The 21280-nt window shown below is 43.8% G+C and carries 25 protein-coding genes; 9 read left to right on the top strand and 16 right to left on the bottom strand.

The genetic code is table 11. From position 1 onward, the window contains the following. Positions 1-19 precede the first annotated feature (19 nt). Positions 20-655, top strand: a complete 636-nt coding sequence (gene yihA, locus G3W54_RS17100) for a ribosome biogenesis GTP-binding protein YihA/YsxC (protein ID WP_162654530.1) — start codon at positions 20-22, stop codon at positions 653-655. Positions 656-767: 112 nt separating this feature from the next. After that, positions 768-1658: an acetylglutamate kinase gene (gene argB / locus G3W54_RS17095; protein WP_162654529.1), complete on the top strand. Its 891-nt coding sequence runs from the start codon at positions 768-770 to the stop codon at positions 1656-1658. An 8-nt stretch (positions 1659-1666) separates the two neighbouring features. Here the strand turns inward: argB and G3W54_RS17090 are convergent, their stop codons facing one another. Continuing rightward, a complete protein-coding gene (locus G3W54_RS17090; protein ID WP_162654528.1) occupies positions 1667-2584 on the bottom strand; it encodes a DMT family transporter in 918 nt (305 codons plus the stop codon). 103 nt (positions 2585-2687) lie between these two features. Between G3W54_RS17090 and G3W54_RS17085 the strand changes: the two genes are divergently transcribed. After that, entirely contained in the window at positions 2688-3371 is a 684-nt protein-coding gene (locus tag G3W54_RS17085) for a pyrimidine 5'-nucleotidase (RefSeq protein ID WP_162654527.1), read from the top strand. A 101-nt stretch (positions 3372-3472) separates the two neighbouring features. Further along, the gene (locus tag G3W54_RS17080; protein WP_162654526.1) at positions 3473-4057 is read left to right on the top strand and encodes a TIGR02281 family clan AA aspartic protease; all 585 of its coding nucleotides are present in this window, start codon (positions 3473-3475) and stop codon (positions 4055-4057) included. Here G3W54_RS17080 and deoA read toward each other — a convergent pair. Genes deoA through G3W54_RS17050 form a run of 6 tightly spaced genes read right to left on the bottom strand, consistent with a single transcriptional unit; the run spans position 4041 to position 10227 of the window. Next, positions 4041-5369: a thymidine phosphorylase gene (deoA, locus tag G3W54_RS17075; protein ID WP_162654525.1), complete on the bottom strand. Its 1329-nt coding sequence runs from the start codon at positions 5367-5369 to the stop codon at positions 4041-4043. The two genes, G3W54_RS17080 and deoA, sit on opposite strands and share 17 nt — an antisense overlap. A 24-nt stretch (positions 5370-5393) precedes the next feature. After that, on the bottom strand, positions 5394-6185 hold the full coding sequence (locus G3W54_RS17070; RefSeq protein ID WP_162654524.1) for a purine-nucleoside phosphorylase: 792 nt from the start codon (positions 6183-6185) through the stop codon (positions 5394-5396). Beyond that, complete coding sequence (gene cdd, locus G3W54_RS17065; RefSeq protein ID WP_162654523.1) at positions 6186-6590, bottom strand: cytidine deaminase; 405 nt, start codon at positions 6588-6590, stop codon at positions 6186-6188. Next, positions 6574-7545, bottom strand: a complete 972-nt coding sequence (locus G3W54_RS17060; RefSeq protein ID WP_162654522.1) for an ABC transporter permease — start codon at positions 7543-7545, stop codon at positions 6574-6576. Before G3W54_RS17060 ends, cdd begins: the two co-directional genes overlap by 17 nt. 1 nt (position 7546) lies before the next feature. Further along, positions 7547-8680 (bottom strand): ABC transporter permease, encoded by a 1134-nt coding sequence (locus tag G3W54_RS17055; RefSeq protein ID WP_162654521.1) that lies wholly within the window; start codon positions 8678-8680, stop codon positions 7547-7549. Beyond that, positions 8677-10227, bottom strand: a complete 1551-nt coding sequence (locus G3W54_RS17050; RefSeq protein ID WP_162654520.1) for an ABC transporter ATP-binding protein — start codon at positions 10225-10227, stop codon at positions 8677-8679. The genes G3W54_RS17055 and G3W54_RS17050 overlap by 4 nt, the downstream gene beginning before the upstream one ends. A 100-nt stretch (positions 10228-10327) precedes the next feature. Here G3W54_RS17050 and G3W54_RS17045 point away from each other — a divergent pair, with 100 nt between their 5' ends. Then, entirely contained in the window at positions 10328-10528 is a 201-nt protein-coding gene (locus G3W54_RS17045) for a SlyX family protein (RefSeq protein ID WP_162654519.1), read from the top strand. A gap of 87 nt (positions 10529-10615) precedes the next feature. Here G3W54_RS17045 and G3W54_RS17040 read toward each other — a convergent pair whose 3' ends face one another. The 9 genes from G3W54_RS17040 to sppA form a co-directional block, all read right to left on the bottom strand. Then, on the bottom strand, positions 10616-11608 hold the full coding sequence (locus G3W54_RS17040) for a BMP family ABC transporter substrate-binding protein (protein WP_162654518.1): 993 nt from the start codon (positions 11606-11608) through the stop codon (positions 10616-10618). Between the two features lie 179 nt (positions 11609-11787). Continuing rightward, on the bottom strand, positions 11788-12669 hold the full coding sequence (locus G3W54_RS17035; protein ID WP_162654517.1) for a GNAT family N-acetyltransferase: 882 nt from the start codon (positions 12667-12669) through the stop codon (positions 11788-11790). Between the two features lie 91 nt (positions 12670-12760). Further along, positions 12761-13012, bottom strand: a complete 252-nt coding sequence (locus G3W54_RS17030) for a hypothetical protein (RefSeq protein WP_162654516.1) — start codon at positions 13010-13012, stop codon at positions 12761-12763. Between the two features lie 55 nt (positions 13013-13067). Next, complete coding sequence (gene lspA, locus G3W54_RS17025) at positions 13068-13544, bottom strand: signal peptidase II (RefSeq protein WP_162654515.1); 477 nt, start codon at positions 13542-13544, stop codon at positions 13068-13070. After that, positions 13541-14410: an RNA methyltransferase gene (locus G3W54_RS17020; protein WP_162654514.1), complete on the bottom strand. Its 870-nt coding sequence runs from the start codon at positions 14408-14410 to the stop codon at positions 13541-13543. The genes lspA and G3W54_RS17020 overlap by 4 nt, the downstream gene beginning before the upstream one ends. Next, positions 14407-15534: a class I SAM-dependent rRNA methyltransferase gene (locus G3W54_RS17015; RefSeq protein ID WP_162654513.1), complete on the bottom strand. Its 1128-nt coding sequence runs from the start codon at positions 15532-15534 to the stop codon at positions 14407-14409. Before G3W54_RS17015 ends, G3W54_RS17020 begins: the two co-directional genes overlap by 4 nt. Before the next feature lie 42 nt (positions 15535-15576). After that, the gene (locus G3W54_RS17010; RefSeq protein WP_162654512.1) at positions 15577-15912 is read right to left on the bottom strand and encodes a LapA family protein; all 336 of its coding nucleotides are present in this window, start codon (positions 15910-15912) and stop codon (positions 15577-15579) included. A 155-nt stretch (positions 15913-16067) separates the two neighbouring features. Continuing rightward, positions 16068-16346, bottom strand: coding sequence for an integration host factor subunit beta (locus G3W54_RS17005; protein ID WP_162654511.1), 279 nt, complete (start codon positions 16344-16346; stop codon positions 16068-16070). A gap of 48 nt (positions 16347-16394) precedes the next feature. Then, positions 16395-17336 (bottom strand): signal peptide peptidase SppA, encoded by a 942-nt coding sequence (sppA, locus tag G3W54_RS17000; protein ID WP_162654510.1) that lies wholly within the window; start codon positions 17334-17336, stop codon positions 16395-16397. Positions 17337-17490: 154 nt separating this feature from the next. On the opposite strand from sppA, the gene G3W54_RS16995 reads away from it, so the two are divergent. The 4 genes from G3W54_RS16995 to rpoN all read left to right on the top strand — a co-directional run bounded on the left by G3W54_RS16995 (position 17491) and on the right by rpoN (position 21235). Beyond that, positions 17491-18126 (top strand): hypothetical protein, encoded by a 636-nt coding sequence (locus G3W54_RS16995; protein WP_162654509.1) that lies wholly within the window; start codon positions 17491-17493, stop codon positions 18124-18126. 8 nt (positions 18127-18134) lie between these two features. Next, positions 18135-18683 (top strand): LptA/OstA family protein, encoded by a 549-nt coding sequence (locus tag G3W54_RS16990; RefSeq protein ID WP_162654508.1) that lies wholly within the window; start codon positions 18135-18137, stop codon positions 18681-18683. 48 nt (positions 18684-18731) lie between these two features. Continuing rightward, complete coding sequence (lptB, locus tag G3W54_RS16985; protein WP_162654507.1) at positions 18732-19532, top strand: LPS export ABC transporter ATP-binding protein; 801 nt, start codon at positions 18732-18734, stop codon at positions 19530-19532. A 161-nt stretch (positions 19533-19693) separates the two neighbouring features. Next, positions 19694-21235 carry an RNA polymerase factor sigma-54 gene (gene rpoN, locus G3W54_RS16980; RefSeq protein WP_162654506.1) on the top strand — a complete coding sequence of 514 codons (1542 nt, stop codon included), beginning with the start codon at positions 19694-19696 and terminating at the stop codon, positions 21233-21235. Positions 21236-21280 lie beyond the last annotated feature (45 nt).

Below are 21280 nucleotides of genomic sequence, written 5' to 3'. Positions count from 1 at the left end.
GGGCAAGTAGTGATTTAATATGGCGAAACTATTTCCATTTGATCGGGTTTGGGAGTTTGTACTCTCAGTTCCATCTATGAAGTTTTTGCCAGCAGCAGGTCCGGCTGAGATTGCTTTCGCAGGTCGTTCAAATGTCGGTAAATCATCGCTGATAAATGCGCTTGTAAATGTGAAAGGCTTGGCCCGTACATCTAATACGCCTGGCCGCACTCAAGAACTTAACTATTTTGTACCTTCAGGTTATGAAGGTACACAAGAAGACCTTCCACCATTAGCGTTGGTAGATATGCCCGGTTATGGGTATGCAAAAGCGCCTAAGTCAGTTGTCGATCGCTGGACGGCACTTGTTTTTGACTATCTTCGTGGACGTTCAACATTAAAGCGCGTTTATGTGCTTATTGATTCACGACATGGTATTAAGAAAAATGATGAGGAAGTGCTGCAGCTTCTTGATAAGGCCGCTGTCTCGTATCAGCTTGTTTTAACAAAAGGTGATAAAATCAAAGTTACCCAGTTGGAAAAACTGAAGATTGAAACGCTGGCACAAATTGCCAAACACCCAGCTGCATATCCTGAGATTATTGCGACATCGTCTGAAAAAGGTGAGGGTCTTGATGAACTGCGCCGAGCAATTATCAAAGCAACGTCTGAGTAATCTTACGCCTTGTGTAAAATAATTGAACAATCCGATATTTCCATATATTGATGCGTGAATATCCCGGTGTTAGCTTTGCTTTACGTATTTTAATTAATAGGAACCCACGTCGATGACAGACACAAGCATCAGTGAAAATAAGGCCCGCTTTTTATCTGAAGCTCTGCCTTATATGCAGCGTTATGAAGGCAAGTCTGTTGTTGTGAAATATGGCGGGAATGCTATGGGCGACAATTCCTTAGCACAGGCTTTTGCCCGCGATATTGCACTTCTCAAACAGTCCGGTGTTAATCCTGTGGTCATTCACGGGGGCGGTCCACAAATAGGCGCAATGCTTAAGAAGTTAGGCATAGAATCGCGTTTTGAGGGTGGTTTGAGGGTCACAGACCAAGCGACTGTCGAAATCGTTGAGATGGTTCTTGCTGGTTCTATTAATAAGCAGATCGTTGCAATGATTAATGCTGAAGGCGAACGTGCAATTGGTCTTTGTGGTAAGGATGCAAATCTTGTTTATGCCCGCAAAGCTGAAAAACGAATAATTGATCCAGATTCAAACATTGAGAAAATTCTTGATCTTGGATTTGTCGGCGAGATTGATGAAGTTGACCGGACAATGATCGATATTTTGGCAACTTCTGCAACTATTCCTGTTATCGCGCCTGTTGCGCCTGATCGTAAGGGGCAGACTTACAATATCAATGCCGATACATTCGCTGGCGGTATTGCTGGAGCACTGGGAGCAAAGCGTCTGTTATTTTTAACGGATGTTGAAGGCGTAATGGATAAAGATGGCAAAGTCATCAAAGAATTATCTGTTAATCAAGCACGCTCAATGATTGCTGACGGTACGATTTCTGGTGGCATGATCCCCAAAGTAGAAACCTGCATTCATGCGATTGAAGAAGGCGTTGAAGGTGTCGTGATTGTCAATGGTAAGGTGCCTCACGCCGTATTGTTAGAGATTTTTACCGAACATGGCGCTGGTACACTTATCGTTAAATAGTCAGTCGTTTAGCTTCCAAAAATCAAAGCAAGGATGCCGCATACAATGAGTGCGCATCCTGCAATTTCATACCGATTTATTTTTTCTTTAAAAATGAAAGCTGATGAGATGAATGCGAAAATCATTTCGATTTGAGCAAGTGCTTTCACTACTGCCGCCTGTTGTAGCGTCATTGCCATGAACCACCCAAATGATGCACTAGCTCCAACAAAACCAACAATAAGAGAGATCTTCCATGCGGCTCTTATTTTGGGCAATTGCTCGCGATCTTTGAAGTAGATCCACGTAATCATGATGACTGATTGCAAAATAATTGCCACCGACAAAGTGACGGCAGCTTGGATAATGAAATTCGGTTCATCCAATGATGGAGCTAACGATAGAGAAGCAGCCCTATAGGCAACAGCTGCAACACCGAATATCGTGCCGGATGAAAGGCCAATAAGTGATGTTTTTGAAAAGATGGATATCACCAAAGATCGTGGGGTGATTTCAGTTCTTGCTACAGAAATGAGCATCACCCCAAACACACTAATTGCAATGGCGCCAAGCACGGCAAAAGACACTTTCTCAGAGAGAAATATTAAACCAAATAGAGCTGCTTGCATGGGTTCTGTGCGAGAATAAGCGCTCCCGACCGCGAAATTTCGAAACGAAAACATGTGCACCAACAGTGCTTGAGCTATGATCTGCGCAATGGCTGCGATCACAACCCAAAACGCAAATTCAGCATTCAGTGATGGCAGCTGATAGCTGCCAAAATAGGTAAACAGAGCTAAAAATGCGAGGGCGAACGGTATACCAAAACCAAATCGAACAAATGTCGCGCCACTCGTACCGAGCTTGTCTTTTAAGTGTTTTTGCAGTGTAGAACGGATATTCTGTAAGAATGCCGCTGATATTGTGATGAGGACCCAAGTTTCCATAGTGGATGCGTTAGCATGGATGAAATTCTAAGTCACTTGATGAAGGCAAGTTCTGGCCAAAATTTGATGTTTCAAACTCAGGCAATTGCGTTATAAAGCAAATATGACCCAATCAGACCTATCCCATATTCGCACTTGGATTTTTGATCTCGATAATACGCTTTACCCACGACGTTGTGATCTTTTTGCTCAAATAGATGTTAAGATGACGTCTTATGTATCGGAGCTTCTGGATCTGCCACGCGATGAGGCGCGCAAGATACAAAAGCAATATTATTATGACCATGGAACAACCCTCCAGGGTTTGATTATCAATCACGAGATAGACCCGCATCATTTTTTAGATGATGTGCATGATATTGATTATTCACCAGTTTCGAAAGATGAGGGCCTTCGGACGGCGATAGAAGCCTTGCCTGGTCGAAAGCTTATCTTCACCAATGGAGATGTGCCTCATGCAGAACGAACGACAAAAGCTCTAGGCATTGATGGTTGCTTTGAGGGGATCTTTGATATTGTGGCGGCAGATTTCCTACCAAAGCCAGCTCAAAAACCCTACGAACAGTTCGTGTCGAAGTTTGATATCGATCCTAAAGAAGCTGTGATGTTTGAAGATATGCCACGAAATCTTTTTGTTCCAAAGCAAATGGGCATGGACACTGTTTTGATTATCGATGAACAGTACAACTCGACCACCAAGGAGCCTTGGGAGGCTTATAATCGAGACGAAGAATATATCGATCATGTCGTGGGTGACTTGGGTACATTTTTAAATAGTCATTTGTAAGCGAGCTTTGCTTCATTAAAGCGTTTAGAAAACATTAACCAGAACCATACTTTGATTGGTGTTGGGTGCAAACCTTTACAGGATTTTAGAACGAATTTGCGATGATTGCCTTATCAATATCTGATGAGGTCGAAATGCCGGTTAAAATCCTTCCATTTGTAATACTGGCTCTCGCTTTAGCCTTCTTGCCACAATATCTGGAAAAAAGCGATCTACTAAGTGTTCAACCCGGCGATGTGAGCAATCACACCGACGACCGAAATTCGCAATCTGTGGTAGCGCCTGTATCGAAACAATCACATTATACATCTGGCAAGCGCGAAGTGAGGATAAAGGCAGATCGTTCTGGTCACTATATTTCATCATTTAAGGCAAATGGGCGAACTGTCGTCGGTTTAATTGATACTGGTGCAACCTATGTCGCGATCAATGAATCGACGGCGCGTTCGTTTGGTCTCCGTCTTTCATCAGCTGATTTTCGTCATAAGGCGAACACAGCAAATGGCGTGACCCCTGCCGCTTTTGCAAGGCTGGATGCAATGGAAATTGGCCCCATACGAGTAAGAAATGTTGATGTATTTATCCTAAAAGATCACTCACTGTCAGATACGCTTATCGGCATGAGCTTCATCTCAAAGCTGTCATCTTTTCGGGTTGAGAATTCGCAACTTATTCTGACGCAGTAATTTCACTGAGAATTGGATTTTTAGGATCTACCTCTTGGTCACCAATTCTGATCGCAGTATATATTTCTTTTTCGAATTGTAATGCCTTCCCATCGTCGTCGTTGATATGTGCCAATGCAATCTGATCACCCTTTGAGACTTTCTGGCCAATGGGTAAAAGCTCAGAAAGACCAACGGCATAATCGAGTGTATCTTGAGGGTTAGAACGTCCGCCGCCCATGCGCACAACTGCCATGCCCAAATCTCTGGTTTCATAACTGCTTATCCAGCCATCTTGCTTAGCTTTGATAGGTATAATGGCGCTTGCTACTGGCAGGACAGTATCTGTCCTCTCAATGATATTGGAAGGTCCGCCAAGAGCATAAACCATTCTACCAAATACGTCTGCGGCGCTGCCATCTTCCAATTTCTTGGTAGTGGCGATCAAAGCTTCACTTTTATTCGTTGCCAAACCGCCTGCCACAAGCATTGAAGATGTGATTTCCAAAACCACTTTGCGAAGGCGTACATCTTGTTTTGACCCTTTCAGGAATTCAATCGCGTTATTGATCTCTATTGCATTGCCAATTGCGCTCGCAAGAGGTTGGTTCATATCTGTGATGACAGCTTTGGTAGAAAGTCCTGCCCCATTTGCGACATCAACCAACTCTTGCGCAAGAAGCTCTGCTTCATCGACATCTGAGGTTGTTGACCCGTTTCCGCACTTAACATCAAGTATTAACGCATCAAGTCCACTGGCGAGCTTTTTTGATAAGATCGAAGCGACAATAAGAGGAATAGATTCCACCGTCGCCGAAACATCTCTGATTGCGTATATTTTCTTATCAGCGGGCGTCAGATTTTTACTCGCCGAAATAATGGCACACCCAACCTCTTTGACGACTTTATTAAACAACTCAGGAGAGGGCGACACATTATATCCGGGTATAGCTTCTAGTTTATCAAGCGTGCCGCCTGTGTGGCCCAGACCCCGCCCGGATATCATGGGCACATAAAGACCACATGCAGCCGCAAGAGGCGCAAGCATAAGTGATACGTTATCTCCAACGCCACCCGTTGAATGTTTGTCCACGACAGGGCCATCTAAATGTGCCCAGTTCAAGACATCGCCAGATTTACACATGGCCGAGGTCAGTGCCACTGTTTCATCACGATCCATTCCATTTAAAAAGATCGCCATCGTCATGGCCGCAACCTGACTATCAGAAAAATTGCCGTTGGTGACATCCTGAACAAATTGTGAAATTTCATTACGGTCGAGCGCAAGCCCATCACGCTTTTTTCTGATAAGTTCTTGCGGAAGAAGGCTCATATTATGCTCTATCTTGCTAGACGTTCATTCTGCGAGCATCGCGTGCAGAATTTTCACAAGTTTTGCACCGCCAACAGGGGCCATATCTTTGGTTTCCTGATGACTAAGTTCATCATCTGTCATGCCAGCCGCATAATTGGTAATAATAGATGCAGCGGTTGCACGCATGCCATAAAACCGTGCCAAAATAACTTCCGGCACCGTGGACATACCCACAGCATCAGCGCCAATGATCTTAGCCATTTTAATTTCAGCAGGTGTCTCGAAGCTTGGCCCCGAGAACCACATATAGACACCTTGATGAATGTCTATATCGGCCTTTTTTGCAGCTGACCGGAACTGTGCGGCGAGCTCTTCATCATAGGCGTTGCTAAGGCCCACAAACCGTTTGTCGCTAGGTTCGCCAAATAGTGGATTACTTCCAGAAAAATTAATGTGATCACTAATCTGCATGATCGATCCCGGTGGCATATCCTGCTGTACGGACCCAGCTGCATTGGTGAGTAGAAGCTTTTCTATACCCAGTTCATGAAAGGCCTCTATAACAGGCCGCATGGCACCTGCATCACCATGTTCATAATAGTGAACGCGACCAGAGAGCATAAGTACGTGCGTTTGCCCCAAGCGACCCACCACAATCTCGCCCTTGTGGCCGGAAACAGCACTTTGCGGAAAGCCATCGATTTCTGAAAAGGGAATTGAAATTGCACCTTCAATAGAATCCGTTAGTGCACCCAGCCCTGATCCCAAAATAACGGCATATTCAGGTTTTAAGTCACCAAGTTTCGATTGTATGTAAGCAGCAGCAGGTTTCATCTAACTTTCCAACACAAATCCAAGTGGTAACAAATCACCAAGAAGAACAGTTTTAGTTACGCCGGTTTGATCGCAAAGGTGAACTTTCGTGTCTGCAGAACCAAACTCAGCCAACCGTTGTCGGCATCCCCCGCACGGCGTACATTCATCCATGTTCTTAGCCGTGACAGCAACCTCGATAATTTTACTCTGTCCATCCATGACCATATGGCCGATTGCGGTGGTTTCAGCGCACCAACCCTCCGGATATGATGCAACTTCGATATTTGCACCCGAGTAGGTTTTTCCATTTTCAGCAAGAATTGCCGCACCAACAGGAAATTTTGAATAGGGAGCATGGCACTTGTCGCTGGCAGCTTTTGCTTCCAAAAAAAGCTGATGTGTTTGATCAGCGTTCTTTGACATATGGAACGCCCCCAGCTTTTGGTGGAATAGCTTTGCCAATAAAGCCAGCAAGCAAGATCACTGTCAGAATATAAGGCAGCGCCTGCATAAATTGGATAGGTATTTCACCAATGAATGGCAGTTCTTTTCCTTGCAAGCGGATTTCCATCGCATTTAAGAAACCGAACAGAAGGCAGGCAAGCATAACATTTACAGGTTTCCATTTAGCAAAAATCAATGCCGCAAGTGCTATAAATCCAGCACCCGCTGTCATGTTTTTTCCAAAGCCAGCTGAGATCGCCATGGATAGATAAGCACCAGCAAATCCGCATAGCGCACCACAACAAAGAACAGCTCGGTACCGGAGCCAGATAACGGAGATACCTGCAGTATCAACTGCTGCTGGGTTTTCACCAACGGCACGCAGACGAAGGCCAAATCGTGTTCTGAAAAGGACCCACCAGGTAAATGGAACAAGGGCAAATGCAAGGTAGGTTAATCCAAAATGTCCGGATAAAAGTTCTGAGTAAATGGGCCCTAAGATCGGCACATCTGCGACTTGAGCGGCAAATGGCAATTCTAATGCTTGGAATTTGCCTTCAGAGCTCAATGGTGGTGTACGTCCACCTTGACGGAACCACGCCTGTCCTAAGATTACGGTGGCACCAGCGGCTACAAAATTGATTGCAACGCCAGAGATAATTTGATTGCCCCGCTGCGTAATTGAAGCATATGCATGCACTAATGCGAATGCCATAGCCACAAGTACAGCGCCAATAAGTCCTAAAATTGCTGAATCAAAGACACTGGCGACCGATGCACCTGCAAAAGCACCTGCGAGCATTTTACCCTCAAGGCCGATATCAAAAACACCAGAGCGCTCTGAATAAAGCCCAGCTAGAGCCGCAAAAATTAGCGGTACAGACAAGCGAATAGTAGATTGGAGAACGAGTATTATTGTGTCAAAGAATTCCATATTACTGACCAGCCTCCATCGCTTTTTTGGGTTTAGAACTTTGTATTCTCGCAAATATTGTACTCAAGAAAGGCCTAAATATATTTTCAAGTGCACCTGCAAACAGAATCACCAAACCTTGAATAATGACAATCATATCTCGCGATATATTCGGCATTTCAAAAGAAATCTCTGCTCCACCTTGATACAAAACGCCAAACAGGATTGCGGCGGGGATAATGCCTGCGGGATGATTGCGCCCCATAAGAGCAACCGCAATGCCAACAAAGCCAGCACCGGCAACAAAATCGAGCTGCATCTGATGTTGATCACCCATAATCGGATTAAGGGCCATCATGCCAGCAAGGCCACCGGAAATCATCATGGTTGTGATGATAACTTTGGCTTCGTTAATACCGGCATATTTCGCAGCAGATGGGCTAAAGCCCATTGTTCTGATCTCATAACCTAGCCGTGTACGCCAAACGATGACCCAGACAATGAATGCTGCCACTAGTGCGAGTAAAAATGAAACATTAAGGGGTGCAGCACCTGTTTTAACGCCAAATAGGTCAAACAGCCAGTCAAGGCGCGGTAGTTGCCCACCCTCTTCAAATCCCCGTGTTTGTGGCGCCATTGAGCCTGCGGGTTTGAGAACATCCACAAGTAAATAGATCATCAAACTCGCAGCAATAAAATTGAACATGATCGTTGTGATCACAATATGGCTGCCACGTTTTGCCTGAAGATAGGCGGGAATGAAGGCCCACAGTGCACCAAAGATCGCCGACCCAATGATGGCAAGTGGGAAGACGAGATACCAAGGTAGAATTGAGTCAAATGCCAAACATGCAAGTGCGACACCTATACCGCCCACATAGGCCTGGCCTTCACTACCGATATTGAACAAACCGCAGTGAATTGCAATTGCGACCGAAAGGCCTGTAAAAACAAAACTTGTTGCGTAAAATAGTGTGTAACCAATACCCTCGCCGTAGCCAAATGCGCCTTGCAGCAACAGGCCCGCCGCTTTTACTGGGCTTTCGCCAGCAAGCAGAACAACAAGGCCAGATAGCATGAAGGCGACCATAATATTGATTAGCGGGATCAGGCCAAAATCCACCCATTTTGGCAATTTCGCATATGGTGCGCTCATTGTGCAGCCCCCCCTGAAACATTTGATGTTTCTTCTGTCACACCTGCCATAAGAAGCCCAAAAGCACCTTCTTCGGTTTCTGGCGGTCGTTCACCGACAATTTTTCCGTCAAACATAACTAAAACCCTATCGGCCAGAGATCTGATCTCATCAAGCTCAACAGAGATAAGCAAAATTGCTTTTCCTGCATCACGCATTTCAATGATCCGCTTATGAATAAACTCGATAGCACCCACATCAACACCGCGGGTTGGTTGTCCAACTATGAGCACGTCAGGATTGGTTTCCATCTCGCGGGACAGGACGATTTTTTGCTGGTTACCACCTGAAAAATTAGACGTTTTAAGACGATTATTTGGCGGTCTGATATCGTATTTTTCAATTTTCTCATCCGCATTTTTGCGAATGCCATCAGTATCCAGAAACAAACCTTTATTAAATTCAGGTTTTTCATGAATGCCAAGGATGGAGTTTTCCGCTTCTTCAAATGGAAGAACCAATCCCATATGGTGTCGATCTTCTGGTACGTGCGCCATTCCGCGATCACGCAGCATAGATGGGGTGCTTTCACCCGTCACACCAATTGGTGATCCATTTAGTATCACACCGCCCGATTCTGCATGTTCGATACCTGTAAGACACTCCACAAGTTCGGATTGACCGTTGCCGGCAACACCCGCAATACCAACAATTTCTCCTGCACGAACCTCAAAGGAAACATCTTTAACCATCGGCACGCCGCGATCATCCCGCACATTGAGGTTTTCAACTTTCAGAATAACATCTTTGGGATTAGCCGGGCTTTTTTCGACTTGAAGAAGGACGCGTCTGCCGACCATAAGTTCAGCAAGTTCTTCAACACTTGTATCTTTGGTTGAGCGTGTTGCTACCATCTCACCTTGCCGCATTACCGACACATCGTCTGTTACAGCCATGATCTCGCGCAGCTTATGCGTGATGAGGACGATGGTTTTTCCTTGTTGCTTCAAAAGTTCCAAAATTTCAAATAATTGATCAGCTTCGGCAGGCGTTAAAACGCCTGTTGGCTCATCCAGAATGAGGATTTCTGCACCACGATAAAGGGTTTTTAAAATCTCAACACGTTGTTGTACGCCAATTGACACATCTTCAATTATAGCATCGGGATCAACGTCCAAACCATATTCATCACTTAAGCGCTTGAGTTCCTTGCGAGCATTTGCAATGCCGGAATTGAGCAATTGACCACCTTCGGCGCCTAGGATGATATTTTCAAGAATTGTGAAATTTTCGACCAGCATGAAATGTTGGTGAACCATGCCAATGCCTGCGGCTATAGCGGCATTTGAATCGCGAATAGATATCTTCTGCCCATCTATAAGAATATTGCCACTGTCTGCGTGATAGAAACCGTAGAGAATTGACATAAGGGTTGATTTCCCAGCCCCATTTTCTCCAATAATTCCGTGGATTGTTCCCTTTGAAACTTTTAAATCGATATCTTTGTTGGCACGAACCGGCCCAAAGCTCTTATTAATTTTTTGAAGTTCAATTGCAAAGTTACTCATGTAGCGCCCATTTTTTTCTTTACTCTCGACAGTTTAGGGGGTTTTGTCCAGATGGAAAAATAAAGAGATACAAAATACACTTTAAAAGGCCCGTTAAACTATGGATGAAAATCGAGTAGTAACATTAGAAGAGTTGGTAGCCCACCAATCGCAGCAGCTTGAAGAACTTTCTGATCAGCTAGCCAAACAATGGAAGATAATTGATAAACTAACCAATAAATTAGCTGACTTATCAGAGCATTACTCGGATCTTGAAGACCAAATTTCAGGCCCTGCAGTCACAAAACCGCCTCATTACTAATAGGACTATTCGCCAAACTGTGCGTTCTGATATAGAAAGGCCACTATCGAATATGTTCGACAGTGGCCTATTTTACCAGATTAAATCTTAGTATGGGCAGTTATTGTCTGACATATAGTCGTGGACAGTTATTTTGCCGGAAATAATATCAGCTTTAGCAGCTTCAATTGTTGCCTTCATTTCGTCAGAAACAAGAGATGCATTGTTCTCGTCCATTGCATATCCGACGCCGTCATTTTCCAGTCCAAGGACGTTGAAGCCATATGAAAATGAGTCATTTTTCGCGTCCATAAACGCATTGTAAACTGCAACGTCTACTCGTTTTAGCATAGATGTTAGAACGCTACCGGGATGCATCCCATTTTGGTTTGAATCCACGCCAATACCTAGTTTGCCTGCGTCAGCTGCCGTTTGAAGAACCGCAATACCTGTTCCGCCAGCAGCTTGGAATATCACGTCTGAACCTTGGTCAATTTGAGATTTGGTGATTTCAGCACCTTTTGTTTGGTTGTTCCAGGCTTCAGGTGTTGTACCGGTCATTGTTTCAATAACGTTGATATCTGCATTTGCAGCCTTTGCACCGCCGACATATCCGCAAGCAAAGCTACGGATGAGTGGGACATCCATGCCACCAACGAAGCTAACTGTGCCAGTCTTCGATGCGAGAGCTGCCATCATACCGACAAGGTAAGAACCTTCATGCTGTTTGAAAACAGTTGAGCGAATATTAGGCTGATCGACTACCATATCGATAATTGCAAAATCGACATCAGGGTAATCTTTTGAAACTTTATCAAGGGAGCTAGCCCAGTTGAAGCCAGCCATAACAATTGGATTGTTGCCATCACGCGCAAAGCGGCGAATTGCCTGCTCGCGTTGAGCGTCATTGGTGATTTCGAATTCTCTGAAATCAATGCCTGTTTCTTCTTTGAATTTGGTTGCACCGTTAAATGCAGCTTCATTAAAAGATTTGTCGAATTTACCACCCAAATCAAACAAAATTGCTGGTTTAATATCTGCGGCAAGTGCCGTTGCAGACATCATCGCTGTTGCCAAAAGGCTAAGAAGCGTACGTTTCATGTTTTGTACCCTGTTGTTGTTTATTTCGTTCATTGCAAATATTGCAACTAAAATTGCACAGTTTGCAAGCTCTCCCCGACGTTTAAACGTTCGGCTAGAGAGATACTTGCATGACTTTTGAGAAATTTCACGTGAATTTTTTAAAAAATTTTCAAATTTAGCTATAAGGTGCTTTTTACTTAAGCATTGAATCGTTCAGCATCTGCACCATAATGATTGATATACCGCGAACTTATCTTAGAAAGCGGCATAATAATCAGTACATCCGTCGTATTGAAAGAAGTATCGACAAATGCATGTGGAGAAAAAAGGGCACCGACACGTAAGTAGCCCTTAATTAATGGAGGCATATCTGAAAGCGCCTCTTTTGTTTTAAGCGCTTCAGCAGGCATTAGGTCTATTAAGTCTTGTTTGTCTGTTTGTGGCACGATGTGCCATTCATCAGTAGCGCGCGCAAAATGATATAGAAATGATAAGCTCTGAGCATGGGCGGCAGGTACGGTGCCATGGAACGATGCACATCCAAACATCACATCAATGTTGTTCTGTAGACAATAAGCCCAAATACCCTGCCATAATAACTCGATCGAACGACGCGAACGATATTTCGGAAGAACGCAAGAGCGACCGAGTTCTAGAAAACGTTTATCTGGGTGACGACTAACGAGACCATGAACATCATATTCATTTTGGGAGTAGAAACCGTTGTTCTCTTCGGCTGTATTTTGTTGCATAAGACGATAGGTGCCTACAATTTGATCAACCGTAGACCCAATTATTGCACGATCAATAACGAGGAGATGGTCACACTGGTGGTCATATTGATCGAAATCGCGCTTGGAAAGCATGGCATCAAATGGAAGTTTTGCTCCCATTTCTTCAACAAAAACCCGGTAACGGATTTCTTGAGCGGCACCAATTTCTTCTTTCGTGGTCGCTATCCGCGTTTCAAGGGTACCTATTCGGCCAAGTATCACATTATTTTCGCGATAATTTGCGGATGCAAATCGTTGAGATGCTGGTCTTTGGATTTGGTCAGGTGTTGGCGCTGATATGTTCATTTTGAATCACTCCGTTCCATTGCCTATGCTATAAACAGAACAGCAAGACAAGATTATGACATGAGTGGAATAAATTGAAATTGGTGAGCCGTTACAAAATAGTCTCGCCAGCAATAATTACGGCAGCAAAAACAAACATAACAAGGGCAATACCAATTGGTTGATATCCCTTTTTCTCCGAAGTTTTGACTTTTTCTTTGGCGTCTTCTTTTTCTTGCGCTCGTTCAGCCAAACCAACGATATTTTGATCATCAGAAGTTTTGCCAGGTTCAGAATTTGCATCCTCAAATTCTGCATTAAGCTGTTTAGCCAATGATTTCTGTATATTGTGTAAATCGCTCATGACAGTGATTATAAAATAAAATCGTTTCGGAAGCTTTCAAGATTTCTTTCAACTTTTAATCAGTGCTCTTTAATGCATGTCTTATTTCGTCTAAAATAATGACGCCTACACCAATTGATATAAAGGCATCGGCGATATTAAATACCGCAAACGACCATTGACCATAATGAAATAGAAACACGTCAACCACATGACCATAAAACATGCGATCGACTAGATTTCCGATTGCCCCACCTATAATCATGGCATAACCCCAATCGAGCCAAAGTCGATTGGAGGGCGATGATGCCCATAACCAGATCACAAGTGCAACGACAATGAAAGCAATTGTAACAAGTCCCCAACTTCCCAGTCCTGAAAGAAACGAAAAAGCAATGCCTTCATTCCATGTGCGAAACAGTGCTGTAAATGGAAGAATAGATACTATTTCCTGGAAGGGCAGGTAAAGTTCGATCAGAATTTTCGAAATCTGATCAAGCAGTACGCAGATTGCGATAATAATCGCGCCAGTTCTCAAACGTAACGCGGTCACTTAACGGGCTCCAACAAATCGAGTTCCAGCAGATGACGTCTCGCCTCATAAATCATCAAGCCGGTTGCGATGGCGAGATTAAGAGAATCTGCATCGCCAACTTGCGGAATTCGTGCAAGAGCATCGCAAGTGGAGGATAGTTCTTCTGGCAAGCCAGCTTGTTCATTGCCCATTAGGAGAATGCAAGGTTTGGTTTTATAGTCAATGGCTCGATAGTCCTTACTGCCCTTGAGGTGACTACCAATAATACTGATATCGTGGCGGTCCTTCCATGAAATAAATTCATCAATGGATACGCGGGAAATTGGCAGAGAAAAAACTGACCCCATTGTGGCGCGAACAGCTTCAATTGAAAACGGGTCGGTTGTCGCCCCGACTAAGATTATTCCACTAATTCCGGCAGCATCGGCAGTTCGAATAATTGTTCCAAGGTTTCCAGGATCTCGAACGCGATCAAGTGCGATGTAAGTCTCATCCGGTTGAGGTTTTATGTCCTCGATAGGCGTAAACTTTTGCGAAAACACACCCACGACCATCTGAGGGTTATCTTTTCGTGTAATGGACGTTAAAACTTTCTCGCTCACCTCAAGCACAAGACCTGAATTAGCAACAACTTGCGCTGCTTTTTTTTGGATTAGCGGTTTATCAGCAACAGATTTGGCGTAAATAAGTGTTTCGATATCCCAGCCAAGGTCAATAGCATCAACAATAAGTTTTAGGCCTTCTGCAATAAATCGATTGCTGCCATCACGGTTTTTCTTTTGCGCTAGACTTTTGATATCCTTTACAATTGGATTAGCAAGGCTCGTGACTTCCTTGACGGTGCCAACGCGCCTTTTTTTTAGATCATTTGTTTTGGCACTCATTTTGGCACCCATCTGCTAAATAATGATGTCGAGATTGTACGTCCTTCGTCATCAATACCGACCTCTTGGGTTTCTCTGATCGTAAGTTCGCCAGATTCAACAAGACCACCAGCGCCTCGCATCGTTTCACGCATTAACTCATGAATAGAGTAAAATGACGCGCGGATCGAGTAAGCTGTCAGCACGAGGCCAACTGGTTTGTCGCTCAAGACCGAGCGGCAAATATCCAGCATATTTTCCAAATGATCAAAAAGTTGCCAAACTTCACCATTGGGTCCGCGACCAAATTTCGGCGGATCGGTGAGGATAATGTCATAGGTTTTGCCGCGACGCTCTTCCCGTTGAATAAACTTCATTGCATCATCACAAATCCAACGGATTGGTTTATCGTTAAGACGTGCCAGTTCTTGATTCTCACGACCCCAGCCGATGGCTTTCTTTGATGCATCAACGTGAGTGACCTCGGCTCCAGCATTCGCTGCTATCAGACTTGCAACGCCCGTATAGCCAAACAAGTTGAGAACTTTCAGCTTCCGATCAGAATTTCTAATTTTATCAACCATCCATTGCCAATGAGCCAGTTGCTCTGGAAATACACCTACATGGCGAAAGGATGTAAAACGCCCATAAAAATCGACATCAAGCAGCGCCATGGGCCAAGTTTCACCCAGCGGCCCTTTTGGAAAATGCCAGCGTCCCATGCCATCTTCTTCGGTATCGCCGGTAAAAATTGCATCAACATTTTGCCATTGGTGATCGGGTAATTGTGGGCGCCATAGCGCTTGAGCTTCCGGTCGCGTAATTTTGTAGGGTCCATATTGCTCAAGCTTTTGACCGTTGCCGCTGTCAATCAGACGATAATGTTCATCGCCTTTGGTGCCCAGAATAACGGGAATGCGCTCGTCAGGACGTTTGCCGGTTCTGGCAGGGCGTTTGATAATTGCAGCCGGTTCACTTTTCTTGGTGTTCGGACGAGTTCCCGTGGATTGATTTTCGAACGAAGTATCGCGATGTTTAGAGCTTTTGCTAAAACTCTTACCGGCACGGGATCTCGGTTGCTGATTGGCGCGTTGATTTGCGGGCCGCTTACGCTTCTTGGCGTTCTCATTAAATTTTTCGGGCAAATGCGGTTCCCATCGCCTTGTTCGCTTGATTGTCTTTAAATATCAAACAGGTGAAATGAGCTGTTGTGCAAGATTATCTGCTTTTTCTTTCTGACGGTCAGCTTCAGTATGCCATTTTTCAGACTCCGCAGAAATTTGCCTTGCGCGACTTCGATGTTTGCCTTGTTTAAACCAAGTCATAACTGAGCCCAAAATCATACCAGCCATTAGGGCGATGAGTATGAACATAAAAAATGGCGCACTCACGGATAACAAGGTGTCTGCCGGTTCGAATGGGTTTAGCGCCAGAGTTACCATCTGCCGATTTGCAATGGATAGCAAAATGAGAACAATTGCTACAGGGATGAAAAAAACAACCCAGATAATTTTTTTGAGCATAGTAAAATTCCAAAGACCAACGTTAACGCTATTATTAGGAAATAAACGTCTTTTGAAGTTTTGCAAACACAATCAGGTGCAAAATCGTCAAAATTTTGTCGAACATCGATGAAATTGGCTTAATCGGGCACCAATTGAAAACAGGTCGCGCAGTTTTAAGGGTTCAACCGTTCGCGTAATTCTTTACCTGTTTTGAAAAATGGCACCCATTTTTCTTCCACAGCAACAGTTTCCCCAGTCCGAGGGTTACGCCCGGATCTAGCAGGACGGTGCTTTACAGAGAAAGCGCCAAATCCGCGGAGCTCTACTCGGTTACCTTCAGCAAGTGCTTTGCTGATTTCATCTAATACAGCATTGACGATATTCTCAACATCTCGGTGGTAGAGATGCGGATTTCGTGTAGCTAGAGTTTGAACTAATTCAGACTTAATCATCGATTTTCCCATAGAATGACGTGTTACCAAGCATTCTGAGTGCTTTTATTAATCGCTAATTTGCCAAAACGAAAGCAAACCGTCAAGAAACAACTTCTTTTCACCGAGCAGCTCGCCCAGCGAGTATTGTTCAACTCCAAGATATCGTTGAACAATATTTGGCAGTGCTAATGATAAAAAATTTGGTGACGAGATGTCCGGTGCAGGCCAATCTACAATTTTAAGCTCTTTTTTGATGTTTTTCTCGCTTAAATAGGTGCGAATCTCTGCCATTCCGCCCAACGAATCAACCAGACCGTTTTTGGCAGCTTGTCGGCCTGTGAAAATACTGCCGTCGGATAATTTCAAAGTGTCTTGACGTGATAGTTTGCGATTTTCGGCAACGATATCGATAAACCAGTCATAACTATCGACGACCATATTATTGATCATCGCAACAGCTTCCTCACTTGCTGGATGAAATGGGGATGGCTCCGCTTTTAGTGGCGCAGATTTTATCTCCTCCATGGAGACACCGATTTTATCGAGTAATTTGGACACTTGAGGATATTGAAAGATAACACCAATCGAACCAACGATAGACGCTTCCCCTGCAACAATATGATGGCTTGCGGCAGCGATCATATAGCCTGCTGAGGCTGCCATGGTTCTAACATCAGCGACGACAGGTTTTTTGTCTGAGACGCCTTTGATTGCCTTATAAATCCGCTCTCCGCCATATGTTGTGCCCCCTGGTGATGAAATTGTCACAATTAGGGCCTTAGCGTTAGAATCATCTCCAATAGCATCCAGGCGAGCGATCAATTCATCATCATCCTGTATGACACCAATAATTTCGACCCGAGCGATATGGTCACCGGTAATTAAACTATTATCGTTGGAGATCGTGAGAGATACGATACCAATAATAACAGCTAGGATCGTTAGCAGTCGCCACCATCGTAGTTTGCGACGTAAGCGATGGCGCTCAAAAACATCTTGCTGGTCCATGAGGTGATTTCCGGAAAATGAAACAAAATATATAACTTATATAGGCCGCAATTTAGGATTAACTTTGACCAATTGCAATGATATCAGTGATATAAGTTTTCATAAAATCTGCTGGAAGTGTGGAGTAGGGAAATATATATGGGCCGAAAAGTACATGAATAGTCAAGCGTTCAAAGTTGATGCTGAATATGCCAAAGCTGTTTCGCATTCCAGATTGGTTGCATTTCTACGCAAATTTTTACCTATTGGTAGCGGTGTGATTATCGTTTTCTTTATTGGGCTTTCGATAATTCGTACATCACTGCCGGATGGTTTGGTTATTGAAAGTGCTGGATTGGAAGATGGAAAACTTGTTATGCGATCTCCAGTGCTTGTGGGTCAAACAAGCACTGATTTGCCTTATAAAATGTCGGCAAAACGGGCTATACAGGCGATTGGTCAAACATCACTTATCACGCTTGAAGATATTGCGGCTCAAGTTCCTCTAAATAGTGAAAATGATTCTTTTATTGAGGCGGCTCAAGGTGTGTTTGATCAGGAAAAAGAATTCTTAACATTTACACAGCCCTTTATTGTTACAACAACATCTGGTTTGGAAGCTAAATTTATTAATGGCGAGTATAATGTAGCCACCGGTGCATTCGAAAGTAAAAACCCAATTAATGTAAAGTTCGATGGTGGTTGGTTGACATCCGACACGATGCAAATCGCTGAAGGTGGAGAAACCTTAAAATTTGATGGTGATGTTCGTATGAAAATAGAACCTCGGATGTTAAAGAAAGAAGAGTAAGGGACAATATGAAATTTCATTCTCCATCCAATAGCCGATTGAAAGTAGTTATTACTTGTCTAGTTAGTTTTCTATTCATCGGGTGGGCACAAGCACAAAATGTGAATAGCAATATCGGAGGTTTGGCACTTTCAAACGATCAGCCAATTCAGATTGAAAGCAATCAACTTGATGTCAACGACAGCAAGGCCGAGGCGACATTCACAGGCAATGTGAAGGTCGTGCAGGGTGAAACATTGTTACGTGCCAGCCGCATGGTGGTTCATTATACGCAAGGCTCTTCGGTCACCTCCGGCGCTGCGGATTTTGAGAAAATTAATGTCTTTGGGAAGGTCTTACTAAAATCAGGAACACAGACAGCTACCGCTGACAAGGGTACGATTGATATGCTTGCTGATACGCTGGTTCTATCCGGTAAAGAGGTGGTGTTAACAGAGGGCGATAATGTCTTTGTTGGTTGTAAACTTACTGTGCAAATGGCTTCTGGTAACGCACGGCTCGACAGCTGCGGTAAGCGTGTGATACTTCAGCTTGATCCAAAATCGCAGAAAAAGTGATGTTAGAACAATGTTGTTCGACATAGGGCCCGGGTGTTAAATACTTTAATGTTCTCATTTCGAAAAAAAACTGGTGCTGACCCTAAGGGGCAGTCAGAACAGGGCCAAACAGAGCAAGGAAAGTATCAAGGTACATTGATTGCTCGTGGCTTGAGCAAATCTTATAAATCTCGCCGTGTCGTGGATAGTGTTTCGCTTGGTGTACGTCGCGGCGAAGCCGTAGGTCTTTTAGGGCCAAATGGTGCTGGTAAAACAACTTGTTTTTATATGATTACAGGGCTTGTGCCCGTTGATAGTGGCGCGATTGAAATTGATGGTCATGATGTGACAACACTTCCCATGTATCAACGTTCAAGGCTTGGTGTTGGGTATTTGCCGCAAGAGGCTTCCATTTTTCGCGGCCTGTCCGTCGAGCAGAATATTCGTGCTGTCTTAGAAATTATCGAGCCTAATCGGGAGATTCGCGAAGAGAAACTTGATTCCCTACTTGATGAGTTCTCTATTTCTCATTTGAGATCATCACCATCTATAGCCCTATCCGGTGGTGAACGCCGACGACTTGAAATCGCTCGTGCATTGGCATCGGATCCGACATTTATGCTGTTAGATGAGCCGTTTGCCGGAGTTGATCCAATCGCAGTAGCCGATATTCAGGATCTTGTTCGCCATTTAACACGCCGAGGAATTGGTGTTCTAATTACCGATCACAATGTGCGCGAGACGCTCAGTCTCATTGATCGAGCCTATATAATTCACGCTGGGCAAGTGTTGACCCATGGGCAACCCGACGAAATTGTGAACAACCCCGATGTTCGACGCTTATATCTGGGTGATAACTTTTCGTTCTAGATGAACTTTACATAACCCGTTTTACACAGAATATGGGGCGTGATGAGTTCCTGAGGATTTTGACTCAAAGCAAAATTTATGCCAATCCTACGGAGGAGTGTAAATAATCGGTTTTGTCGACTTAACTCATTATTTTTGAACTGTGTTTTTGGAGTTTGTGTATGTCATTGTCAGCACGTATGAACTTAAAACAAAGTCAATCGTTGACGATGACGCCGCAATTGATGCAGTCAATTCGCCTTTTGCAATATACTCCCTTGGAATTGTCTCAATTTATTGACGAGCAAATACAATCAAATCCCTTGTTGGTATTGGCGAATAAAGATGAAGACCCTCCCGTTCAAATGGATGATCAGGTTCAGTCTTTAGATGGTAATTTAGTGGACCTAAATGAAGTTTCATTGATGGCGGATGGTGATATATCACAAGTTAAGAACATGGAGAATGTACTTGATGTGAATATGCGCAATGTATTTCCTGATGATGAAATAGCATCAAAATCCAATTCTGAACTACGTAATCGGGACGATTACAGCGTTGGCCCATCGGGTGAATTGCATGTATCTGGCGCGAGTATTGATCTTGACAGCTTTTCTGCCAGTGCACCTGGCATGAGAGAGGCTATGAGCGAGCAGATAGCACTCGAGTTTAAGAGCGAACGCGAACGGCTTATTGCCGTTGAACTCATAGATTATCTTGATGATGCCGGTTATTTCGATGGGCATTTAAGTGAAATTGCAAGTCGGTTTGCTGTTGAGTTAACTCAGGTTGAGCATATTTTGGCTAGAGTTCAACAGTTCGATCCACCGGGCATTTTTGCGCGAAATCTAGGCGAATGTTTAAGCGTGCAACTGCGACGGCAGAAAAAATTTCATCCGGCCATGGAATCGCTCATAGAGAATCTTGAACTTCTGGCGCGCAAAGATTTTGTTTCCCTGTGTAAGATTTGTGATGTCGATGAGCAAAAAATTTTGGAGATGGTGGCTGATATCCAGTCGCTCGACCCTAAACCGGGAACAAGTTTTGTAACTCAAGGTGTACAAACAGTGATTCCAGAAATTTTGTTGAAGAAACTAGATGATGGTGATTGGCAAGTTGAAATTAATTCACAGACACTACCTCACATCCTTGTTGATCAATCTTATTTTTCAACGATTACAAAAGGTGTCGATAAGACAAGCGCTGATTATAAGTTCATGAATGAATGTTTGCAGTCTGCGAATTGGCTTTCAAGAAGCCTTGATCAGCGTGCGCAAACAATCATTAAGGTCGCCACAGAGATTGTCAAACATCAGCAAGAGTTTTTTGATAAGGGTGTGCAGCACCTTAAGCCATTGAATCTAAAAACAATTGCCGAAGCTGTAGGTATGCACGAGTCTACGATTTCACGCGTAACGTCCAACAAATATATAATGACACCACGTGGACTATTCGAATTAAAATACTTTTTTACAGTTTCAATCGGTGGTGTCGATGGACTGAATAATCATTCAGCCGAATCAATTCGTCAAAGAATTAAAGTTCTGATTGATGGAGAGGATGTGAAGAATGTTTTATCAGATGATAATATCGTCTTGCTTCTTAAGCGTGAAAATATTGAGATAGCACGACGTACGGTCGCAAAATATAGAGAATCTCTAAATATTGCATCTTCTGTGCAGAGGCGGCGTGAGAAAAAAATACTTATGCGAGTTGGAACATAGTTAGATTTAAATCAGTGAGTTACATGATGTATTATTTCAATTAAC

The sequence above is a fragment of the Lentilitoribacter sp. Alg239-R112 genome, assembly GCF_900537175.1.
GTDB lineage: Bacteria > Pseudomonadota > Alphaproteobacteria > Rhizobiales > Rhizobiaceae > Lentilitoribacter.
The sequence above is the reverse complement of the archived record's forward strand: the minus strand, read 5'-3'. Positions and strand labels throughout refer to the sequence as shown.